We start from the raw sequence: 19,336 nt of genomic DNA on the forward strand, positions 1-19,336 counted from the left end.
GTGATGGATCCGATGTGTTCGTGGTGCTGGGGATTTGCCCCGGTGGCCAAGGCATTGGTGGAGCAGGCGCAGGCCGCCGGGGTGGAACTGCACCTGGTGGTCGGCGGGTTGCGCACCGGCAGCGGTTCGGCGCTGGAGCCAACCACCCGGCGCTACATTCTCGAACACTGGCAGGCGGTCACCGAGGCCACCGGCCAGCCGTTCAAGTTCGAAGGCGCGTTGCCCGACGGTTTTGTCTACGACACCGAGCCTGCCTGCCGGGCCATCGTTACGGCGCGCAGCCTGGCGCCGGATTGCGCGTGGAAACTGGTCGGGCTGATCCAGCACGCGTTTTACGCTGAAGGTCGCGATGTCACCCAGGCCAGCGTTCTGGTGGAGCTGGCAGAAAAGGCCGGCGTCCCGCGCATCGAATTTGCTGCCCTGTTCGATCATGCCGATCAACACAAGGCGACCCAGGCCGATTTTACTTGGGTCCAGGATCTGGGCATCGCCGGATTCCCGACCCTGCTCGCCGAACGCAACGGCCAACTGGCGTTGCTGACCAACGGCTACCAGCCGCTCAGTGAACTGTCACCGCTGCTCGGTCGATGGCTGGAGCGCGCGGCCTGTGTCTGACCCGGCCGATGACACGCCAGCCGTCAAGCGTGTCGACCGGCTGAGCTGGGCTGAAGTCCGGCGATTGGCACTTCATCACAAAAAATCCCTGTGGATCGCCAATGGCGTGGCCGTACTGGCGACGCTGTGCAGTGTGCCGATTCCGCTGCTGTTGCCGTTGCTGGTGGACGAAGTCCTGCTCGGCCATGGCGATGCTGCGCTGAAAGTCATGAACCACGTGCTGCCCTCAATGTGGCAGCAAGCGGCGGGCTACATCGGCCTGATGCTGGTGGTGACGCTGACCCTGCGCTGCAGCGCCCTGTGTTTTGGCGTGTTGCAGGCGCGGTTGTTTGCGCGGCTGGCCAAGGACATCGTTTATCGCATTCGCGTGCGTTTGATTGAACGACTCAAACGGATCTCCCTCGGCGAATACGAAAGCCTGGGCAGCGGCACGGTCACCACGCACCTGGTCACCGACCTCGACACCCTCGACAAGTTTGTCGGAGAAACCCTCAGTCGTTTTCTGGTGGCGATGCTGACGCTGGTCGGCACTGCCAGCATCCTGATGTGGATGCACTGGAAACTGGCGCTGCTGATCCTGCTGTTCAACCCCTTGGTGATTTACGCCACGGTGCAGTTGGGCAAACGGGTCAAACACCTGAAGAAACTGGAGAACGACAGCACCTCGCGTTTCACCCAGGCGCTGAGCGAAACCCTCGATGCGATCCAGGAAGTGCGGGCCGGCAACCGTCAGGGCTTCTTCCTGGGGCGCCTTGGCCTGCGGGCTCAGGAAGTGCGCAACTACGCGGTCAACTCGCAGTGGAAGACCGACGCTTCGAACCGCGCCAGCGGCCTGTTGTTTCAGTTCGGCATCGATATCTTTCGCGCGGCGGCCATGTTGACGGTGTTGTTCTCTGACCTGTCGATTGGCCAGATGCTCGCGGTGTTCAGCTACCTGTGGTTCATGATCGGCCCGGTCGAACAACTGCTGAACCTGCAATATGCCTACTACGCGGCGGGCGGTGCGCTGTCGCGGATCAACGAACTGCTGGCCCGCGCCGACGAGCCGCAATACCCCGGCGGCGTCGACCCGTTCAAGGGCCGCGATACCGTCGGGATTCAGGTGCAGGGTCTGAGCTTCGGTTACGGCGACGAACTGGTGCTGGATCAGTTGAACCTGTCCATCGCCCCCGGTGAAAAAGTGGCGATTGTCGGTGCCAGCGGTGGCGGCAAAAGTACCCTCGTGCAATTGCTGCTGGGCCTGTACACGCCACTGGCGGGGACGATCCGTTTCGGCGGCTCGAGCCAGCAGGAAATCGGCCTGGAAACGGTTCGGGAAAACGTCGCTGTGGTGTTGCAACATCCGGCGCTGTTCAACGACACCGTGCGCGCCAACCTGACCATGGGTCGTACCCGCAGCGATGAAGCCTGCTGGCAGGCACTGGAAATCGCCCAGCTCGAACCCACCATCCGCGCCTTGCCGGACGGCCTCGACAGCATCGTCGGCCGCTCCGGCGTGCGTCTGTCCGGGGGGCAGCGGCAACGGCTGGCTATCGCCCGGATGATCCTCGCCGAACCCAAAGTGGTGATCCTCGACGAAGCGACGTCAGCCCTCGATGCCGCCACCGAATACAACCTGCACCAGGCCATGGCGCGCTTCCTCCATGGCCGCACAACGCTGATCATCGCCCACCGCTTGTCGGCGGTGAAACAGGCAGACCGGGTGCTGGTGTTCGACGGCGGGCAAGTGGCCGAAGATGGCGACCATCAGCAACTGATTGCCGATGGTGGGTTGTACGCCAAGCTTTATGGGCATTTGCAGCGGTTGTAGGTCAGTTCCACAAGACCTTCAGTGCATCCGCACCACCGTTGTGGCCGAACTCCTTCATGACCACTGAACAGCTGGTGCATGGTGGCATGGTGGTCGCCACATCCACCGATGTGATCATCTTGTTGTCCGGGTACTTTTGCCGAAGCACACTGATCAGTTTGGATTCACTGTCCAGCGAGGTCGGTCGACTGGTCATCTCCGGTTTGTAGTTGTGTACATCCTTGATCGAATGGGGAATAGCCAATATTTTTCCCCGTGGGGAGACGTTCAAAGAAGTTCTGGCAAATGTCTGGCCGAAGTCGATGTTGAAGTAAGTCGTATCGCCGACGATGACCTTGTCCGGGGCGAATGGAGGTTTGAACAGTGGCAGTTCCCCTGTGTGTCCCTTTGCGCCGGAGACACTGACGTAAACCTCACGCTTGCCGGTCGAGGTTACGATGTCGGCGTAAGCGATGTTTCTCGCGTTCTCGGTTTGCAGGCGACGCGGGAGCAGATTCTGGAGTTTTTCCATCGTTTGATTGATCCGCAAGTCGGCGCCTGACTCAACCTTGATGGTTTTCTCAACAAACAGTGTGTCGAATATGTTCGCAGCCCTTTGGCGTAGGGGCTCTGGTGCGGTGCTGCTGCGAGACCAGGACGCTGTTCCGGTCGGGCGTTGGCTGACAATCATCCGCGTGGAGTGGTCGAACAGCACCGCCTCACCGGGACTGGTGTCGACCTTGAGCAGCTTGAGCGTATTGGGTGGATACCGGTGGCCACCAATCGGAATGGCAATCTGGTCCATACTTTTCAGTGCGCGCTCTACTGCCGGCACACCGTGGATTCTCGCCATGTTGTTGGCATTGAGTGAGCCGGTATAGACGGTCATCAGTTCTTTTCGCAAATCGGCGGGCAGAGTTTTGGCCTGGCGCAGTTTCAGGGGGCCGGAAATGTTTTGCCCCTTGGAAAGTTCGGCGACGTAGAAGGCACCGGCATCCAGCCGGGTAAATATATAGTGCTTCGATCCGTCCAGAGCCGGAACAATGGTGGCGCCGGCCTGGAAGGTGTCGAATTCACCTCGGGTTCCGTAGGGCGTTTTTACGTTGATTCTGCCGTATATCCCTTTCTGAAACTCCATCGTTGCGTCGAGCTGGTTTCTTCTTTTCAGGTGTTTGAGAAGCTTCGCTCGCCCATCAACAGCGGGCGTGTAGATGCTGTCTCCGAACCAGGGGGCCCAGCCTTTGCTTTCGTCGAAACTGCCGGTACCCGGGGTCGGCGCGGGATCACCGGTGACAAAGCGTGTTTTGCAGACATTGTTACCAGCGCGCCGTACCCGACAGGGCATCGCTTTGAACATCGACAGATCATCAATCAGATCGGCCCGACGCAATTGATCGCCATCCAGACGATAGGGGATGTCATCAATCAACAGCGTGGTTCGGCCATCGACCTCCAGCATTTCACGAACGTGGGCGTGTTCCGGGACTTCGGCCAGAGCGTGGGATTCGGTGGGCGGCAGCTTCCTGAAAGTGGATCTGCCCTGGATGAGATCCCGGCTGTTGTTGCGCAGGCGCGGGCCATAGGGCAGGGATGTCAACGGGTCGACCAGATGCAGTTGTTCCAGATCCAACGCATTTGTGTGACGCACAATGACGTCATCGATGCCGTTGACCGTTGCCAGCTCGTCAGTATTGGCCAGCGGCTTCCAGTTCCCCGGATCGATGGCCTGGGGCAGGTTATGAACCAGTCGGTAGCCGTCAGCATGTCCCGTGAGTTTTCTGATGCCGCCGATACTCGCCCGACCGATGAACAGCAGTCCTCTGCCGGCACCGCTTCCCAGACTTTTAAGCAGTGTGGGAATGCCATCGAGCGGGTTGAGATTTGCCAGTGAATTGGTCAGAAGCTTGCGAGTCAGCGTCGAGAAGGACGGCAGGCTCGCTTTGATAGCCATGCGACTGCTGCCGACAGTGGCACGAAGCAGGCGCACCGAGCCCGAGATGAATTTGCCGATAGGGCAAAGGAACGATGCGAGATCAAACAGGAGTCCGACCCCGCCCATGATTTTGCCTGAGGTGCTGTCCGACAGAAGATCATCGATGCTGCCCCAGAAAGGCACGAATCCCTTGACGATGGACACGAACGTTTCCAGGCGCTTCTCGGTTTTCGCCCGAGCGGCGTCGAAGGACGTCATGCCGCGGGCCTGTATGTGCAGTTGCTGTTCATCTACATAGAGAAAGTTCGTTGCGATATAACCCGCCAGTTCATTCAGTCGGGATGTCGTCAGGAGGGCTTCACCCTCGGCATCCGTCGAGCCGGATGATACCGCTGCCGGCATGAACCCCATGATATCGAGGTATCCCGGACACGATGCCCGCTCTGCCGGCACTCTGCCGTGGAAGTGGGCGGACCAGTCGAGCAGGAGGGAAGTGCTCAGATTGCGCTCGGGCGAATAGCTTTGTCCCGGGATCGAGGCGTGCAGTGGAAACTCTGTTCGAACGCCATCGATTGTGGAAAACCTCAAACCGGTTCGCTGACGAACGACGCCCGCGCTCGGGATGAGCTCGTAGTAAGTGATGTCTGTGTTGTAAATCACTTTCAGAACGAATCCCTTCCTTGCCCGGATCTGCTCCGACTTCTCGTTCGGCGCGGTTTTCTGCCGCAGGCTCAGCACCTGGACTTCACCTTGAGCCAGCGCCCGGCGATCTGCCGCTGGCAGTGATCTCAGCAAACTGGCAATCAGCGATTGATAAGCCTGTCTGATGGTTGTCAGGTAGTCGTTGAACGCAGTTTCGAACCGGGCGTTGATGTCAGGCAAGAAATTGCCGGCCCAACTGTAGACGCCGTCTTCGACCCGGTCATAACCGCCGCGCCAGTTTTCCCGCTCGGCATGGAGCACTCGCTGTCCATCGAGCCTCAGTGCGGTGGTCGAACGCGTTGTACCATCGGGCATGGAGACGATCCATCGCTTGCTGCCATCAAGCTGACCGTCTGCATAGACGTCGAGAAAGTCCTGGCCCTGCTGCTTGTTCAGATCCAGTGGTGCCCTGGAATGGCTGTGACTAGGATCCGCCGACAGCAATTTGCGCCCGTCCCGTGCGAACGTGACGCCTCTGAAAACGTTCGTCATGACCTGCCTGGCCATCTGCAGTCGCTCAGGTGGACGCAAGTCCAGTGTCTTCACGGCGTTGTTCAGGCGCTCGGTGTGTTCTTCCAGAGTCGACAGTGCGCGGTTGATATCTTCCTGGTCGTAAGCGGTTGTCGTTCGCTGCGCAATGGCGCCCGTGCAGACGGCCCATTCCAGGGCAGGAGCCATACGCAGTCGTGCAATCGCCTCGAGTTGTTCGGCCGATGCGCCGGCGCTGCGTTGCAGCGGCAGATCAACCAGTTGCTGGAAGGACAAGGGCGCTGATTGATCCAGACCGGTTTCCTCGGCCAGCAGTACGCCGTGCATGAAGTTCACCCAGACCACGGACGTCTTGTAACGAAGCTCCGGTGGTACATCGCGCACGCTGAAGTCTTTCGAAAGGCGGGTCTGGAATACCCGAGCCAGAAGGATCGCCTCTTTGGTGTTGGCAACCCGGCCGCTGCGCAGCAAATGCTGTTCGAATTCGTGGCGCAAGGTCTGGTAGCTCTTGCCCCAGTGGGCCGGGTCTTGCCAGTGAAAACCGGCGAGCGCTTGCGGCTCGTCAGCTGAGGGGGTGTGCAGATAGAGGCAGATGGCTTTGCAGATCAATTGATAACGCACCGACGCCGGCGTCTGTTCGCCTGGGGAAGCGCCGTACCATTTGAGCTTTTTCAGTAGCCGTTCTGTCAGATCCAGTGATTCCGGGGTATTGAGTATTCGCTGGAGGAAAACCGAAGGTGTTGCGCGCAGCGCTTCCGGGGCTGCGAGGCGCAGGATATCGCCGCTCAAATGACGAATCAGCGAGGGCTTGCCGATCAGAAAGGATTTGACCGTTTCGATCATTCGTTCATTGATGCTTTTCGCCGTGTACTGTTCAAGGGTCATGGAGGGCGCAGGGGCTGGTGTCGCAAGCTGCGCGGCCTTGAACTTTTTCCGGTCCCTGGCGGTCGGTCGGGGAACCAGGGATTCGATATCCGGGCCGGCATCCAGACCCAGCGTCTTGCGAGCGCTCGATTCTGCAATTGCCGATGGATCGATTGAAGCTGGAGACGTCGAGGTCATGTCACACTCCTTGTGAAAGCATTCCCGCCAAAAAGGGAGAATGCCTGGAGTGCCCAGTTAATCGGTCCCGCCTGCGAGTGTGGCCGTATATATGTCTATCCGGCTTCTGTCCTGAACTGAGGCGGATCCGTCGCTTGCCGGAACCGGGAAGGCCTCCTAGTCTTGGGGGGATGTTCGCAGGACGATCAGGCAGTGCTCATGCAAGGAATACCATGAAGCAAAAGCGGACTCTCGGAACGCCTCGGTTGTTGGGCATCGTCTGGCCATTCATCGCCGTCGTGTTGTTTCAGGCGTTGCTGGGGGGCGTGAGTCTTTATGTCCTGTCGGCCGTTCGCGGTTATGTGGCGGGCGAGAGCCTGTGGTCCAAGGGTCAGAAAGACGCCATCTATTACCTCAACCTGTACGCCGACAGCCGTGATGATGCGATCTACCTCAAGTACCAGAACGCCATTGCCGTGCCTCAGGGCGGTCATCAGTTGCGTCTGGCACTGGACAAGCAACCGCCCGACCTGCAGGCGGCACGCGAGGGCATTCTCAAGGGCGGCAACCACCCGGACGATGTCTCCAGCCTGATCTGGCTGTACCTGAATTTCCGTCACTTCAGTTATCTGGAAATTGCCATCGACCGCTGGACCCTGGGCGATGCCTATCTGGTAGAGCTCGACGGCGTGGCGCAGGAGATGCATCAGCGCATCACCGCCAATGCCGCCACCGAGGCCGATATCCGCCGCTGGAAGGACCGGATCTTTGCGATCAACGACGGCGTGACCCCGGCCGCCAAGGCGTTCAGCGATGCCCTGGGTGAAGGCTCGCGGATGATTCTGCGCCTGCTGTTGTTTACCAACCTGGCCACCGCACTGGGCCTGATCGTGCTGGCGCTGCTGCGCACCCGCAAACTGCTCAAGCAGCGTCATGCTTTCGCCGAAGCGTTGCAACTGGAAAAAGATCGCGCGCATGTCACCCTGCATTCGATTGGCGACGGTGTGATCACCACCGACGTGAGCGGGGCGATCGACTACATGAATCCGGCCGCCGAGGCGTTGACCCACTGGAAGGCCGAGCAGGCGTCCGGTCTGCCGCTGGCGGCGTTGTTCAATTTGCTGGATGACAACGCCCAGACGGAAGGGCTGACCCTGATCGAGCACATTCTCAGTGGCCAGCTGACCGGCGGCAGCGAACACTCGAAGCTGATCCAGCGACTGGACGGCAGCACCGTGTCGGTGACCCTGGTCGGCGCGCCGATCCGCAATGCCGGCAAGGTCAGTGGGGCGGTGCTGGTGCTGCATGACATGACCCAGGAGCGGCAATACATCGCCAATCTGTCATGGCAGGCCACCCACGATGCACTGACCGGGCTGGCCAACCGTCGCGAATTCGAATACCGGCTCGAACAGGCACTGCACAACCTGACGCGCCAGGCCGGGCGGCATGCGCTGATGTTCCTCGATCTGGATCAATTCAAACTGGTCAATGACACCTGCGGGCATGCGGCCGGCGATGAGTTGCTGCGGCATATCTGTGCGTTGCTGCAATCGGGTCTGCGCGAAGGCGACACCCTGGCGCGGCTTGGCGGCGACGAGTTCGGCATCCTGCTGGAGAACTGCGCACCGGAGGCGGCTGAGAAGATCGCCGAGGGGCTGCGTCAGACCGTGCAAAATCTGCATTTTGTCTGGAAGGGGCGGCCATTCCTGACCACCGTCAGCATTGGTCTGGTGCACGTCGCACAGAACCCGACCACTCTCGAGGCCTCGTTGCGGGCCGCCGATATGGCTTGCTACATGGCCAAGGAAAAGGGTCGCAACCGGGTGCAGGTCTACCATGCCGACGACTCGGAATTGTCCCTGCGCTTTGGCGAGATGGCTTGGGTGCAACGCCTGCACATGGCCCTGGAAGAAAACCGCTTCTGCCTCTACGCCCAGGAAATCGCCCCGCTGGGTTCGGTTGCCGGTGGCACTCGCGGACATATCGAAATTCTGCTGCGTCTGCATGACGAAGCGGGCCGGATGATTCTGCCGGACAGTTTCATACCGGCGGCGGAACGTTACGGTTTGATGACCTCGCTGGATCGATGGGTTGTTCAGAATGTATTTAAGGTTATTGCTCAATGTATTAACGATAAGTGCGAAGGCCCTCTGGCAATGTGTGCGATTAATCTTTCAGGCATTACTATCGGAGATGACGCGTTCTTGCACTTTCTGCGGGAACAGTTTGATAACTACGGCATACCGCCTGAAATGATTTGTTTTGAAATTACAGAAACCAGTGCCATTGCAAATCTCGGGAGCGCAATCAGATTTATTAATGAACTCAAAGGCTTGGGATGTTATTTTTCGCTGGATGACTTTTGCGCCGGAATGTCTTCATTCGCTTATCTGAAACATTTGCCTGTAGACTTCCTGAAGATCGACGGGAGTTTCGTAAAGGATATGCTGGACGACCCGATTAACCGTGCAATGGTCGAAGTGATCAATCACATCGGGCATGTCATGGGTAAGCAGACAATTGCCGAGTTTGTCGAAACAGCGCAGATCGAGCAGGCATTGCTTGAAATCGGCGTGGATTACGCTCAGGGTTATGTAGTGGAGCGTCCGCAGTTGTTTACCTGTGACAGTTTGCAAAGTCGGCCCGCCAGACCGCAGCCGTTGTTATTCAAGGCGCCTGGCACGTTCCGTTGAAATCTCTTGCCGATCCTTACAATCACAAATCAAAAGGAGCCGAACAGTGATCGACACATTCAACCGAACCGGACCACTCATGGAAGCTGCAAGTTATCCCGCCTGGGCGCAACAACTGATCCAGGATTGCAGCGAGAGCAAACGCCGGGTTGTCGAACATGAACTTTATCTGCGTATGCGTGATAACAAGCTCAGCGCCAGAACCATGCGCCAGTACCTGATCGGGGGCTGGCCCGTCGTTGAGCAATTCGCGTTGTACATGGCGCAGAATCTCACCAAGACCAAATTCGCCCGTCATCCGGGTGAAGACATGGCGCGGCGCTGGTTGATGCGCAATATTCGCGTCGAACTCAACCACGCCGATTATTGGCTGCATTGGAGCCGGGCCCATGGGGTGAGCCTGGAAGATCTGCAGGCGCAGCAAGTGCCGCCGGAATTGCACGCCCTGAGCCACTGGTGCTGGCACACCAGTTCGGCGGATTCACTGATCGTGGCCATCGCGGCCACCAACTACGCCATCGAAGGCGCGACCGGGGAGTGGTCGGCGCTGGTGTGTTCGACGGGTGTCTATGCCGCCGCTTTTCCTGAAGAGGATCGCAAGCGGGCCATGAAGTGGCTGAAGATGCACGCCCAGTACGACGATGCCCATCCGTGGGAAGCGCTGGAGATCATCTGCACCCTCGCCGGGATGAACCCGAGCAAAGCCCTGCAGGCGGAGCTGCGACAGGCGATCTGCAAGAGTTATGACTACATGTACCTGTTCCTCGAGCGCTGCATGCAGCTCGAACTGTCGGAGCGGGTGATGGTCGGGCGTGAGCGTCGGGCACTGGTCGAGAGCTAGTTTCGGCGACATCAATAAAAAAACGGGAGCCCTGGCTCCCGTTTTTTGTTGGCAGCGAATATCTAGCCCGCCATGGTCAGGCGATTGCGGCCCTCGCGCTTGGCCACATACAGCGCGCTGTCGGCACGGCGCAGCAGGCTTTCGGCGGATTCGCCCGGCAACAGGGTCGAGCAGCCGAGACTCACGGTCAGTTCGATCAATCGATTATTGGCATAGTAATCCTGGGCCTGGGCTGCCTGACGCAGGCGCTCACCGACCATGGCGGCCGCATCACGCCCGGTGTTGGACAGCAGAATCAGAAACTCTTCCCCGCCATAACGGAACACCATATCGACATTGCGCAACTGGCCCTTGATCGATGCCGCCACGGCTTTGAGCACGTCGTCGCCGGCGCTGTGACCATGAAGGTCGTTGACCTGTTTGAAATGGTCGATGTCCAGCATCAGCAACGACAACGGTTGCAGGTGCCGGCGGGACATCTCGATTTCACGTTGCAGTGTCTGCTCCATGGCAATACGGTTGCCGGCACCGGTCAATGGATCACGCAGGGCGCTTTGCGTGGCGGCGCGGTAGAGCAGGGCATTGCGCATCGGGTACAGCAGGGCGGACAGCAGCGATTCGAGATTGCCCAGTTCCTGTTCGCTGAAGCGCTGGTTGCGGCGGAACACCAGCTCACCCATGTGCTCGCCTTCGTGGCTGAGGCGGTAGCTGGCCGAGTGGTGGCCGCGGGCACCGAACTCCAGGCGCAGGTCGCTGCCGTTGTGCACGTAGGTCAAGGCGTCCAGCGGCACCAGACGCTGAACTTCGCGGAAAAACAGACCGAGGATGCGTTGAGGTTCAAGGCTGGTTTGCAGTTGCAGGCTCATTTGCTGGCGCAGTTGCGCCAGGCTGACAGGTCGCGCCAGGAGAGGCGGCTGCTGACCAAAGCCCAGGCGTTGCAATTTGGCACTGTCGAAGTCAATTGCAGTGGTCTGGGAGGGTGATTTCATATGGCGTGAGCCCCTAAGCAGTAAGTCTGTCTTACAGGCTGGGTGAGAGCGGCTATGGGCTGCGCGTCATACTGATCCATCAGTCCCGTAGGACATTTGGCGTAAGTTTAGTCTGCCCGATTACGATTAGTCAGCTATCGAATCAGGCCTTGCCCGACTGCCTTCACTCGGCGTGCTTTGAGGAAATGTAGAGCGAAAGTCATGCCATACGGTTCATATTTTATTAAAACCGTTCTTAATCAATGGCTTGGGATTTTAGCTGGAGAAGGGGCGGTGGTTATTTGACTGAATTTGCTGCGCTCAAAGCGGCAATTGCATGCCGCGACGGTATTCCGCCACGGCAACAAATGCGACGTATGGCATTACTGGGCGTTGAAGGCCTGACCATTGATACCGGTGCTGTCCGGGCCCATCAGGTAGAGGTAGACCGGCATGATCTCTTCCGGCGTCGGATTGTTCAGCGGGTTTTCACCTGGATACGCCTGGGCACGCATGCTGGTGCGGGTTCCCCCGGGGTTGATGCTGTTGGAGCGCACCGGCGCCACGCCGTCGACTTCGTCGGCCAGGGTTTGCATCAGACCTTCGGTAGCGAACTTCGATACGCCATAGGCGCCCCAGTAAGCACGGCCCTTGCGGCCGACACTGCTGGAGGTGAAGACCACCGAGGCATCCTGCGACAGTTTCAGCAGCGGCAGCAGGGTGCTGGTGAGCATGAACATCGCGTTGACGTTGACCTGCATGACACGCATGAAGTTTTCACCGGACAACTGCTCGATCGGCGTGCGCGGGCCAATGATAGAGGCGTTGTGCAGCAGGCCGTCAAGGTGGCCGAACTCGGTCTCGATCATTGCCGCCAGCTCATCGTATTGATGGGGCAGGGCGGTTTCGAGGTTGAACGGGATCACTGCCGGCTGCGGATGCCCGGCGGCTTCGATCTCGTCGTAGACCTGGGTCAGGTTGGCTTCGGTCTTGCCCAGCAGCAGCACGGTCGCACCGTGGGCGGCGTAGGTCTTGGCGGCAGCCGCGCCGATGCCGCGACCGGCACCGGTGACCAGAATGACCCGATCCTTGAGCAATTCGGGGCGAGCGGAGTAATCAAACATAAGAAACCTCTAATCCATTAACTTCTGATCGTTCCCGCGTCTTGCGCGGGAATGCAGCGATGGTCGCTTTGCAGCACCACTCAGCAACTGCACAGAGCGTTATCCAGCACCTTGCGCAACTCCAGCGGATGATCCACCACCACGTCCGCGCCCCAATGACGAGGGTTGTCGTCGGGGTGAATGTAGCCATAGGTCACGGCAGCGGTTTTGGTGCCGGCGTCACGGCCGGATTCGATATCGCGCAGATCATCGCCGATAAACAGAACGCTCGACGGATCCAGATCAAGCATCTTGCAGGCAAGAGTCAGCATCTCGGGATCCGGCTTGCTGTTCTTCACGTGATCCGGGCAGATCAGCAGCGCAGAGCGCTCGGCCAGTCCCAGTTGCTGCATGATCGGCTCGGCGAAGCGCAGCGGCTTGTTGGTGACTACACCCCAGACCAGATTGGCTTTCTCGATGTCGGCCAGTAATTCGCCCATGCCGTCGAACAGCTTGCTGTGCACGGCGCAACCCACCAGATAGCGCTCGAGGAACTCCAGACGCAACTCCTCGAAGCCCGGCGACTCCGGATCCATCGAGAACGTCACCGCGACCATGGCCTTGGCGCCGCCGGAGATTTCATCGCGGATGTGTTTGTCGTTCATCGGCGGCAAGCCACGATCCGCGCGCATCGCCTGGCAGATGGCGATGAAGTCCGGCGCGGTGTCGAGCAGAGTGCCGTCCATGTCGAAAAGGACTGCTCTGATGGCCATCGGCTTACTCCTCGCGCAGGGTCTGGATCATGTAGTTGACGTCAACGTCCGCCGCCAGCTTGTAGTGCTTGGTCAGCGGGTTGTAGGTCAGACCGATGATGTCCTTGACGGTCAGGCCGGCCATGCGGCTCCAGGCACCCAGCTCGGACGGACGGATGAATTTCTTGAAGTCGTGGGTGCCGCGCGGCAGCAGCTTCATGATGTATTCGGCGCCGACGATGGCGAACAGGTACGCCTTCGGATTGCGGTTGATGGTGGAGAAGAACACCTGGCCGCCGGGCTTGACCATGCGGAAGCAGGCACGGATCACCGAGGACGGGTCCGGTACGTGTTCGAGCATTTCCAGGCAGGTGACGACGTCGAACTGCTCGGGCATTTCTTCAGCCAGGGCTTCGGCGGTGATCTGGCGGTACTCGACGTTCACCCCGGATTCCAGCTGATGCAGTTGCGCGACTGCCAACGGTGCTTCGCCCATGTCGATGCCAGTCACGGTCGCGCCGCGCTGGGCCATGGCTTCGCTGAGAATGCCGCCGCCGCAACCGACGTCGAGGACCTTTTTGCCGGCCAGGTTGACGCGCTCGTCAATCCAGTTGACCCGCAGCGGGTTGATGTCGTGCAGCGGTTTGAACTCGCTTTCGCGATCCCACCAACGATGGGCCAGGGCTTCGAATTTGGCGATTTCGGCGTGGTCGACGTTGCTCATGATTCAATCCTCTAAAACTTGAAAAAGTCTGTAGCCCCGGCGTTTGCCCCGGAGTGTTTACGATTCGGTGTGGCCGCTGATGCGTCGGCCCCAGGCCCGGGCGGTTTCGCCGAGCAGTTGTTCGTCAAGTCGGGTCAGACGCCGGTCGTCAAGCAACTGCTTGCCGGCAACCCACAGGTGTTTCACGCAGTCGCGACCGGTGGCGTATATAAGCTGCGAGACCGGGTCATAGACCGGTTGTTGCGCCAGGCCGGACAGGTCGAAGGCGACGATGTCTGCGGCCTTGCCGAGCTCCAGCGAGCCGGTCTCGGCTTCGATTCCCAAGGCACGCGCGCCGTTCAGCGTGGCCATGCGCAAGGCCCGATGGGCGTCCAGCGCGGTGGCCGAGCCGGCGACCGCTTTGGCCAGCAGGGCGGCGGTGCGGGTTTCGCCCAGCAGATCCAGGTCATTGTTGCTCGCGGCGCCATCGGTGCCGACCGCGACGTTGACCCCGGCCTGCCACAGGCGCTCCACCGGGCAGAAGCCGCTGGCCAGTTTCAGATTCGACTCCGGGCAGTGGATCACGCTGGTGTTGCTTTCTACCAGCAACGCCAGGTCGTCATCGCTGATCTGGGTCATGTGCACGGCCTGGAAACGCGGGCCGAGCAGGCCGAGGCGACCGAGACGTGCCAGCGGGCGTTCGCCGCGCTGTTCGACCGCTTGCTGTACTTCGAACGCGGTTTCGTGAACGTGCATGTGGATCGAGGCATCCAGCTCTTCGGCGATCACGCGGATTTTTTCCAGGTTCTCGTCGCCCACGGTGTAGGGTGCATGAGGGCCGAAGGTGATCTTGATGCGTTCGTGATGCTTCAGGTCGCCGAACAGTTCGACGCCCTGACGAATGGCTTCATCGGCGCTGGCGGCACCCGGAATCGGGAAATCGAGGATCGGAATCGCGATCTGCGCACGGATTCCACTGTTGTGCACGCGCTCGCTCGCAACCTTCGGGAAGAAGTACATGTCCGAGAAACAGGTGATGCCACCTTTTATCTGCTCGGCGATGGCCAGGTCGGTGCCGTCACGCACAAAATCTTCATCGACCCATTTGCCCTCGGCCGGCCAGATGTGGTTTTCCAGCCAGGTCATCAGCGGCAGATCGTCGGCCAGGCCACGGAACAGGGTCATGGCAGCATGGCCGTGGGCGTTGATCAGGCCGGGGCTGAGCAGAACGTCCGGCAGTTCGCGGACTTCGGCAGCGTTACACTTCAGCGCTTCGGCACGCGGGCCGATAAACACGATGCGCCCGTCGCGGATGCCCAGGCCATGCTCCTTGAGCACAACGCCTGCAGGTTCGACGGGTACCAGCCAGGTCGGCAGCAATAATAAGTCGAGCACAATGGCAGGTTTCGGCATCGAGGGTCGGTTCCAGTGCTTTTGTAAAGGATGGCGAAGTATACCCGAGCGTCTTCGCGGGGGGATCGCTATAATCGCCGGCTTTTGTTCATGAGTGCGGGGTGAGGGATGCGCGATCGACTGTTGGCTGCGGAGAAAGTAAAGGCCATCGATTGGCGTGATGGCGCGCTCCACCTGCTGGATCAGCGCGTTTTGCCGTTCGAGGAAAACTGGATCGCCTACACCAGCGCCGCCGGCGTGGCCGAGGCAATCCGCTCGATGGTGGTGCGCGGTGCGCCGGCCATCGGCATCAGTGCCGCCTACGGCATCGTGCTGGCGGCCCGTACCCGGATTGCCGAAGGTGGCGACTGGTACGCGGCACTGGAGGAGGATTTCATGCTGCTGGCCGACTCTCGTCCGACAGCGGTCAACCTGTTCTGGGCGTTGAACCGCATGCACGACCGGCTGGATCGCTTGAAGGAAAACGCCGATCCGTTGGCGGCGCTGGAAGCCGAAGCCATCGCCATTCATGAAAGTGATCGCGAAGCCAACCTGACCATGGCTCAACTTGGCGTCGACCTGATCCGCAAGCATCAGGGCAATGCCCAGGCGATTCTGACGCACTGCAACACCGGCGCCCTGGCCACTGGCGGTTTCGGCACGGCGCTCGGAGTGATTCGCGCAGCGTTCATCGAGGGCATGGTCGAGCGTGTCTACGCCGACGAAACCCGGCCGTGGCTGCAAGGCTCGCGGCTGACCGCGTGGGAGCTGGCCAACGAAGGCATTCCGGTGACCCTGAATGCCGACTCCGCCGCTGCGCACATCATGAAGACCAAAGGCGTGACCTGGGTGATCGTCGGCGCCGATCGGATCACCGCCAACGGCGACGTGGCGAACAAGATCGGCACCTATCAACTGGCGGTCAACGCCATGCATCACGGCGTGCGTTTCATGGTGGTGGCGCCGAGTTCGACCATCGACATGAATCTGGCCAGCGGGGATGACATCCCTATCGAAGAGCGCGACGGCGCCGAGTTGCTGGAGGTTGGCGGCAAGCGTGTCGGGGCGGATGTCGAGGCGTTCAATCCGGTATTTGACGTAACGCCGGCGGACCTGATCGATGCAATCGTCACCGAGAAAGGCATCGTCGAGCGCCCGGACACCGCGAAAATGGCCCAGTTGATGTGCCGCAAGCGCCTGCATTGATTGACGCTGGCGTCTGTTCGGACTCTATCGCTGGCAAGCCAGCTCCCACAGGTTTTGTGCACGCCGCCGATCTTGTGGGAGCTGCGGTGCGACGACTCGACTTGCCAGCGATGAGGCCATTATTGTCAATAAACATCCCCAAACCTGACCTCAAATTCGCATTCAGGGAAGCTCTGAGCCTCTCTCGTCCCCGTTAAGCCTGTCATCGGTCAACTAACTATGCTCCATGCGCATCTGGGGGATAGGTGCGTGGCGGCTCTTGTGATAACATCCGGCGTTTTCCGAGGCAGTCCCACGGGGTTGTCTTCACTGCGCAAATCCAGGGTCAACTTGTCGATTTGTCGTAAGTCGGCGCATGGCACTCGGCCTGCATCGACGAGCTTCGTGCGTCCCCTATGGATATGGCGAAGTTTCACCAGAAAAAGGAATCAGGCTTCTCATGGGCGAACTGGCCAAAGAAATCCTCCCGGTCAATATCGAAGACGAGCTGAAACAGTCCTACCTCGACTACGCGATGAGCGTGATCGTCGGCCGTGCACTGCCGGATGCGCGCGATGGCTTGAAGCCCGTGCACCGTCGCGTGCTGTTCGCGATGAGCGAGCTGGGCAACGACTTCAACAAGCCGTACAAGAAATCTGCCCGTGTCGTCGGTGACGTGATCGGTAAGTATCACCCGCACGGTGATACCGCGGTGTACGACACCATCGTCCGCATGGCGCAGCCTTTCTCCCTGCGTTACCTGCTGGTCGACGGCCAGGGCAACTTCGGTTCGGTGGACGGCGACAACGCCGCGGCCATGCGATACACCGAAGTGCGCATGACCAAGCTGGCGCACGAGCTGCTGGCGGACCTGCACAAGGAAACCGTGGACTGGGTGCCGAACTACGACGGCACCGAACTGATCCCGGCGGTCATGCCGACCCGCGTACCGAACCTGCTGGTCAACGGTTCCAGCGGTATCGCCGTGGGCATGGCGACCAACATTCCGCCGCACAACCTCGGTGAAGTCATCGACGGTTGCCTGGCCCTCATCGACAATCCCGAGCTGACCGTCGATGAGCTGATGCAATACATTCCCGGTCCGGACTTCCCGACTGCCGCGATCATCAACGGTCGCGCCGGCATCATCGAAGCCTATCGCACCGGCCGTGGCCGCATTTACATGCGCGCCCGCTCGATCATCGAAGACATCGACAAGGTCGGTGGCCGTCAGCAGATCGTCATCACCGAACTCCCTTACCAGCTGAACAAGGCGCGTCTGATCGAGAAGATCGCCGAGCTGGTAAAAGAGAAGAAACTCGAAGGCATCACCGAGCTGCGTGACGAGTCCGACAAGGACGGTATGCGCGTCGTGATCGAACTGCGTCGCGGCGAAGTGCCTGAGGTGATCCTCAACAACCTCTATGCCCAGACCCAGCTGCAATCGGTATTCGGCATCAACATCGTTGCGCTGATCGACGGCCGTCCGCGGATCCTGAACCTCAAGGACCTGCTGGAAGCCTTCGTCCGTCACCGTCGCGAAGTGGTGACCCGCCGTACCGTGTTCGAACTGCGCAAGGCGCGCGAGCGTGGTCACATCCTCGAAGGTCAGGCCGTTGCCCTGTCGAACATCGATCCGGTGATCGCCCTGATCAAGGCTTCGCCGACTCCGTCGGAAGCCAAGGAAGCGCTGGTCAGCACGCCGTGGGAATCCACTGCCGTGGTGGCGATGGTGGAGCGTGCCGGTGCCGATTCGTGCCGTCCGGAAAACCTCGATCCGCAATACGGTCTGCGCGACGGCAAGTACTTCCTGTCGCCAGAGCAGGCGCAAGCCATTCTGGAGCTGCGTCTGCACCGCCTGACCGGTCTGGAACACGAAAAGCTGCTGGCCGAGTATCAAGAGATCCTCAACCAGATCGGCGAGCTGATCCGCATCCTCAACAGCGCCGTGCGCCTGATGGAAGTGATCCGCGAAGAGCTGGAAGTGATCCGCGCCGAATACGGCGACGTGCGCCGCACCGAAATCCTCGATGCCCGTCTCGACCTGACCCTGGGCGACATGATCCCGGAAGAAGAGCGCGTCGTGACCATCTCCCACGGTGGCTATGCCAAGACCCAGCCGCTGGCTGCGTACCAGGCCCAGCGTCGTGGCGGTAAAGGCAAATCGGCTACCGGCGTGAAGGATGAGGACTACATCGCTCACCTGCTGGTCGCCAACAGCCACACCACGCTGCTGCTGTTCTCCAGCAAGGGCAAGGTGTACTGGCTGAAAACCTACGAAATTCCGGAAGCGTCCCGCGCCGCCCGTGGTCGTCCGCTGGTCAACCTGCTGCCGCTGGATGACGGTGAATACATCACCACCATGCTGCCGGTCGAGGAATACACCGAAGGTCACTACATCTTCATGGCCACCGCCAACGGCACCGTGAAGAAGACTCCGCTGGAATCCTTCAGTCGTCAGCGCAGCGTCGGTCTGATCGCGCTGGAGCTGGACGAAGGCGACGTGTTGATCTCCGCAGCGATTACCGATGGCGAGCGTGAAGTGATGCTGTTCTCCGACGGCGGCAAGGTGACCCGCTTCAAGGAATCCGACGTTCGTGCCATGGGCCGTACCGCCCGTGGTGTGCGCGGCATGCGTCTGCCGGAAGGGCAGAAGCTGATTTCGATGCTGATCCCGGAAGAAGGCAGCCAGATCCTCACCGCTTCCGAGCGTGGTTATGGCAAGCGCACCGCGATCACCGAGTTCCCTGAGTACAAGCGTGGCGGCCAGGGCGTGATCGCCATGGTCAGCAACGAGCGTAACGGCCGTCTGGTCGGTGCGGTTCAGGTGCTCGACGGCGAGGAGATCATGCTGATTTCCGACCAGGGCACGCTGGTGCGTACCCGTGTCGACGAAGTCTCCAGCCTGGGTCGTAACACCCAGGGCGTGACCCTGATCAAACTGGCCAAGGATGAAACCCTGGTCGGTCTGGAGCGGGTTCAGGAGCCGTCGGAAGTCGAGGGTGAAGCGCTTGAAGGTGAAGAAGGTGTCGAACTGGAAGATGGCGTGATCGGCGCCGAACCGGACGATGCGGTCGACAACCTGCAGGCGGACGCCGCAGACGAAGAAGAGTCGCAAGACTAACCA

The 19,336-nt window shown here is 60.0% G+C and carries 12 protein-coding genes; 6 read left to right on the plus strand and 6 right to left on the minus strand.

Annotation, left to right across the window (positions count from 1 at the left end):
• Positions 1 to 12: 12 nt before the first annotated feature.
• Both ACTJK7_RS18555 and ACTJK7_RS18560 read left to right on the plus strand, forming a co-directional pair.
• The gene (locus ACTJK7_RS18555) at positions 13 to 615 is read left to right on the plus strand and encodes a DsbA family protein (RefSeq protein ID WP_170928299.1); all 603 of its coding nucleotides are present in this window, start codon (positions 13 to 15) and stop codon (positions 613 to 615) included.
• Entirely contained in the window at positions 608 to 2,425 is a 1,818-nt protein-coding gene (locus tag ACTJK7_RS18560) for an ABC transporter ATP-binding protein (RefSeq protein ID WP_108562942.1), read from the plus strand. Before ACTJK7_RS18555 ends, ACTJK7_RS18560 begins: the two co-directional genes overlap by 8 nt.
• A 1-nt stretch (position 2,426) precedes the next feature.
• Here ACTJK7_RS18560 and ACTJK7_RS18565 read toward each other — a convergent pair whose 3' ends face one another.
• Complete coding sequence (locus ACTJK7_RS18565; protein ID WP_440780190.1) at positions 2,427 to 6,590, minus strand: hypothetical protein; 4,164 nt, start codon at positions 6,588 to 6,590, stop codon at positions 2,427 to 2,429.
• 212 nt (positions 6,591 to 6,802) lie between these two features.
• Here ACTJK7_RS18565 and ACTJK7_RS18570 point away from each other — a divergent pair, with 212 nt between their 5' ends.
• Together ACTJK7_RS18570 and ACTJK7_RS18575 are read left to right on the plus strand one after the other, a co-directional pair.
• A complete protein-coding gene (locus ACTJK7_RS18570) occupies positions 6,803 to 9,265 on the plus strand; it encodes an EAL domain-containing protein (RefSeq protein ID WP_064383405.1) in 2,463 nt (820 codons plus the stop codon).
• Between the two features lie 46 nt (positions 9,266 to 9,311).
• Positions 9,312 to 10,106, plus strand: a complete 795-nt coding sequence (locus tag ACTJK7_RS18575) for a TenA family transcriptional regulator (RefSeq protein WP_064383403.1) — start codon at positions 9,312 to 9,314, stop codon at positions 10,104 to 10,106.
• Between the two features lie 62 nt (positions 10,107 to 10,168).
• On the opposite strand, the gene ACTJK7_RS18580 is transcribed toward ACTJK7_RS18575, so the two are convergent.
• The 5 genes from ACTJK7_RS18580 to ACTJK7_RS18600 all read right to left on the minus strand — a co-directional run bounded on the left by ACTJK7_RS18580 (position 10,169) and on the right by ACTJK7_RS18600 (position 15,045).
• Positions 10,169 to 11,095, minus strand: coding sequence for a GGDEF domain-containing protein (locus ACTJK7_RS18580; RefSeq protein ID WP_085655148.1), 927 nt, complete (start codon positions 11,093 to 11,095; stop codon positions 10,169 to 10,171).
• Between the two features lie 362 nt (positions 11,096 to 11,457).
• Positions 11,458 to 12,198 (minus strand): YciK family oxidoreductase, encoded by a 741-nt coding sequence (locus ACTJK7_RS18585; RefSeq protein ID WP_025113079.1) that lies wholly within the window; start codon positions 12,196 to 12,198, stop codon positions 11,458 to 11,460.
• Positions 12,199 to 12,278: 80 nt separating this feature from the next.
• Positions 12,279 to 12,950, minus strand: a complete 672-nt coding sequence (gene mupP / locus ACTJK7_RS18590) for an N-acetylmuramic acid 6-phosphate phosphatase MupP (RefSeq protein ID WP_323150852.1) — start codon at positions 12,948 to 12,950, stop codon at positions 12,279 to 12,281.
• 4 nt (positions 12,951 to 12,954) lie between these two features.
• Positions 12,955 to 13,653: a bifunctional 2-polyprenyl-6-hydroxyphenol methylase/3-demethylubiquinol 3-O-methyltransferase UbiG gene (ubiG, locus tag ACTJK7_RS18595; RefSeq protein ID WP_007950906.1), complete on the minus strand. Its 699-nt coding sequence runs from the start codon at positions 13,651 to 13,653 to the stop codon at positions 12,955 to 12,957.
• A gap of 57 nt (positions 13,654 to 13,710) precedes the next feature.
• On the minus strand, positions 13,711 to 15,045 hold the full coding sequence (locus ACTJK7_RS18600; RefSeq protein WP_064383399.1) for a TRZ/ATZ family hydrolase: 1,335 nt from the start codon (positions 15,043 to 15,045) through the stop codon (positions 13,711 to 13,713).
• A gap of 108 nt (positions 15,046 to 15,153) precedes the next feature.
• Between ACTJK7_RS18600 and mtnA the strand changes: the two genes are divergently transcribed.
• Complete coding sequence (gene mtnA / locus ACTJK7_RS18605; protein ID WP_108562939.1) at positions 15,154 to 16,230, plus strand: S-methyl-5-thioribose-1-phosphate isomerase; 1,077 nt, start codon at positions 15,154 to 15,156, stop codon at positions 16,228 to 16,230.
• A gap of 439 nt (positions 16,231 to 16,669) precedes the next feature.
• Entirely contained in the window at positions 16,670 to 19,333 is a 2,664-nt protein-coding gene (gyrA, locus tag ACTJK7_RS18610) for a DNA gyrase subunit A (RefSeq protein WP_108562937.1), read from the plus strand.
• Positions 19,334 to 19,336 lie beyond the last annotated feature (3 nt).

It is taken from the genome of Pseudomonas sp. 22085, from assembly GCF_052045815.1.
Taxonomy (GTDB): domain Bacteria; phylum Pseudomonadota; class Gammaproteobacteria; order Pseudomonadales; family Pseudomonadaceae; genus Aquipseudomonas; species Aquipseudomonas glycinae.

Bases quoted from the DNA above. Each gene is read 5' to 3' on its own strand.
- ACTJK7_RS18580 (WP_085655148.1), bottom strand. From the start codon at position 11,095: ATGAAATCACCCTCCCAGACCACTGCAATTGACTTCGACAGTGCCAAA.
- ACTJK7_RS18585 (WP_025113079.1), bottom strand. From the start codon at position 12,198: ATGTTTGATTACTCCGCTCGCCCCGAATTGCTCAAGGATCGGGTCATT.
- ubiG (WP_007950906.1), bottom strand. From the start codon at position 13,653: ATGAGCAACGTCGACCACGCCGAAATCGCCAAATTCGAAGCCCTGGCC.
- ACTJK7_RS18565 (WP_440780190.1), bottom strand. From the start codon at position 6,590: ATGACCTCGACGTCTCCAGCTTCAATCGATCCATCGGCAATTGCAGAA.
- gyrA (WP_108562937.1), top strand. From the start codon at position 16,670: ATGGGCGAACTGGCCAAAGAAATCCTCCCGGTCAATATCGAAGACGAG.
- ACTJK7_RS18570 (WP_064383405.1), top strand. From the start codon at position 6,803: ATGAAGCAAAAGCGGACTCTCGGAACGCCTCGGTTGTTGGGCATCGTC.
- ACTJK7_RS18555 (WP_170928299.1), top strand. From the start codon at position 13: ATGTGTTCGTGGTGCTGGGGATTTGCCCCGGTGGCCAAGGCATTGGTG.
- ACTJK7_RS18600 (WP_064383399.1), bottom strand. From the start codon at position 15,045: ATGCCGAAACCTGCCATTGTGCTCGACTTATTATTGCTGCCGACCTGG.
- mupP (WP_323150852.1), bottom strand. From the start codon at position 12,950: ATGGCCATCAGAGCAGTCCTTTTCGACATGGACGGCACTCTGCTCGAC.
- mtnA (WP_108562939.1), top strand. From the start codon at position 15,154: ATGCGCGATCGACTGTTGGCTGCGGAGAAAGTAAAGGCCATCGATTGG.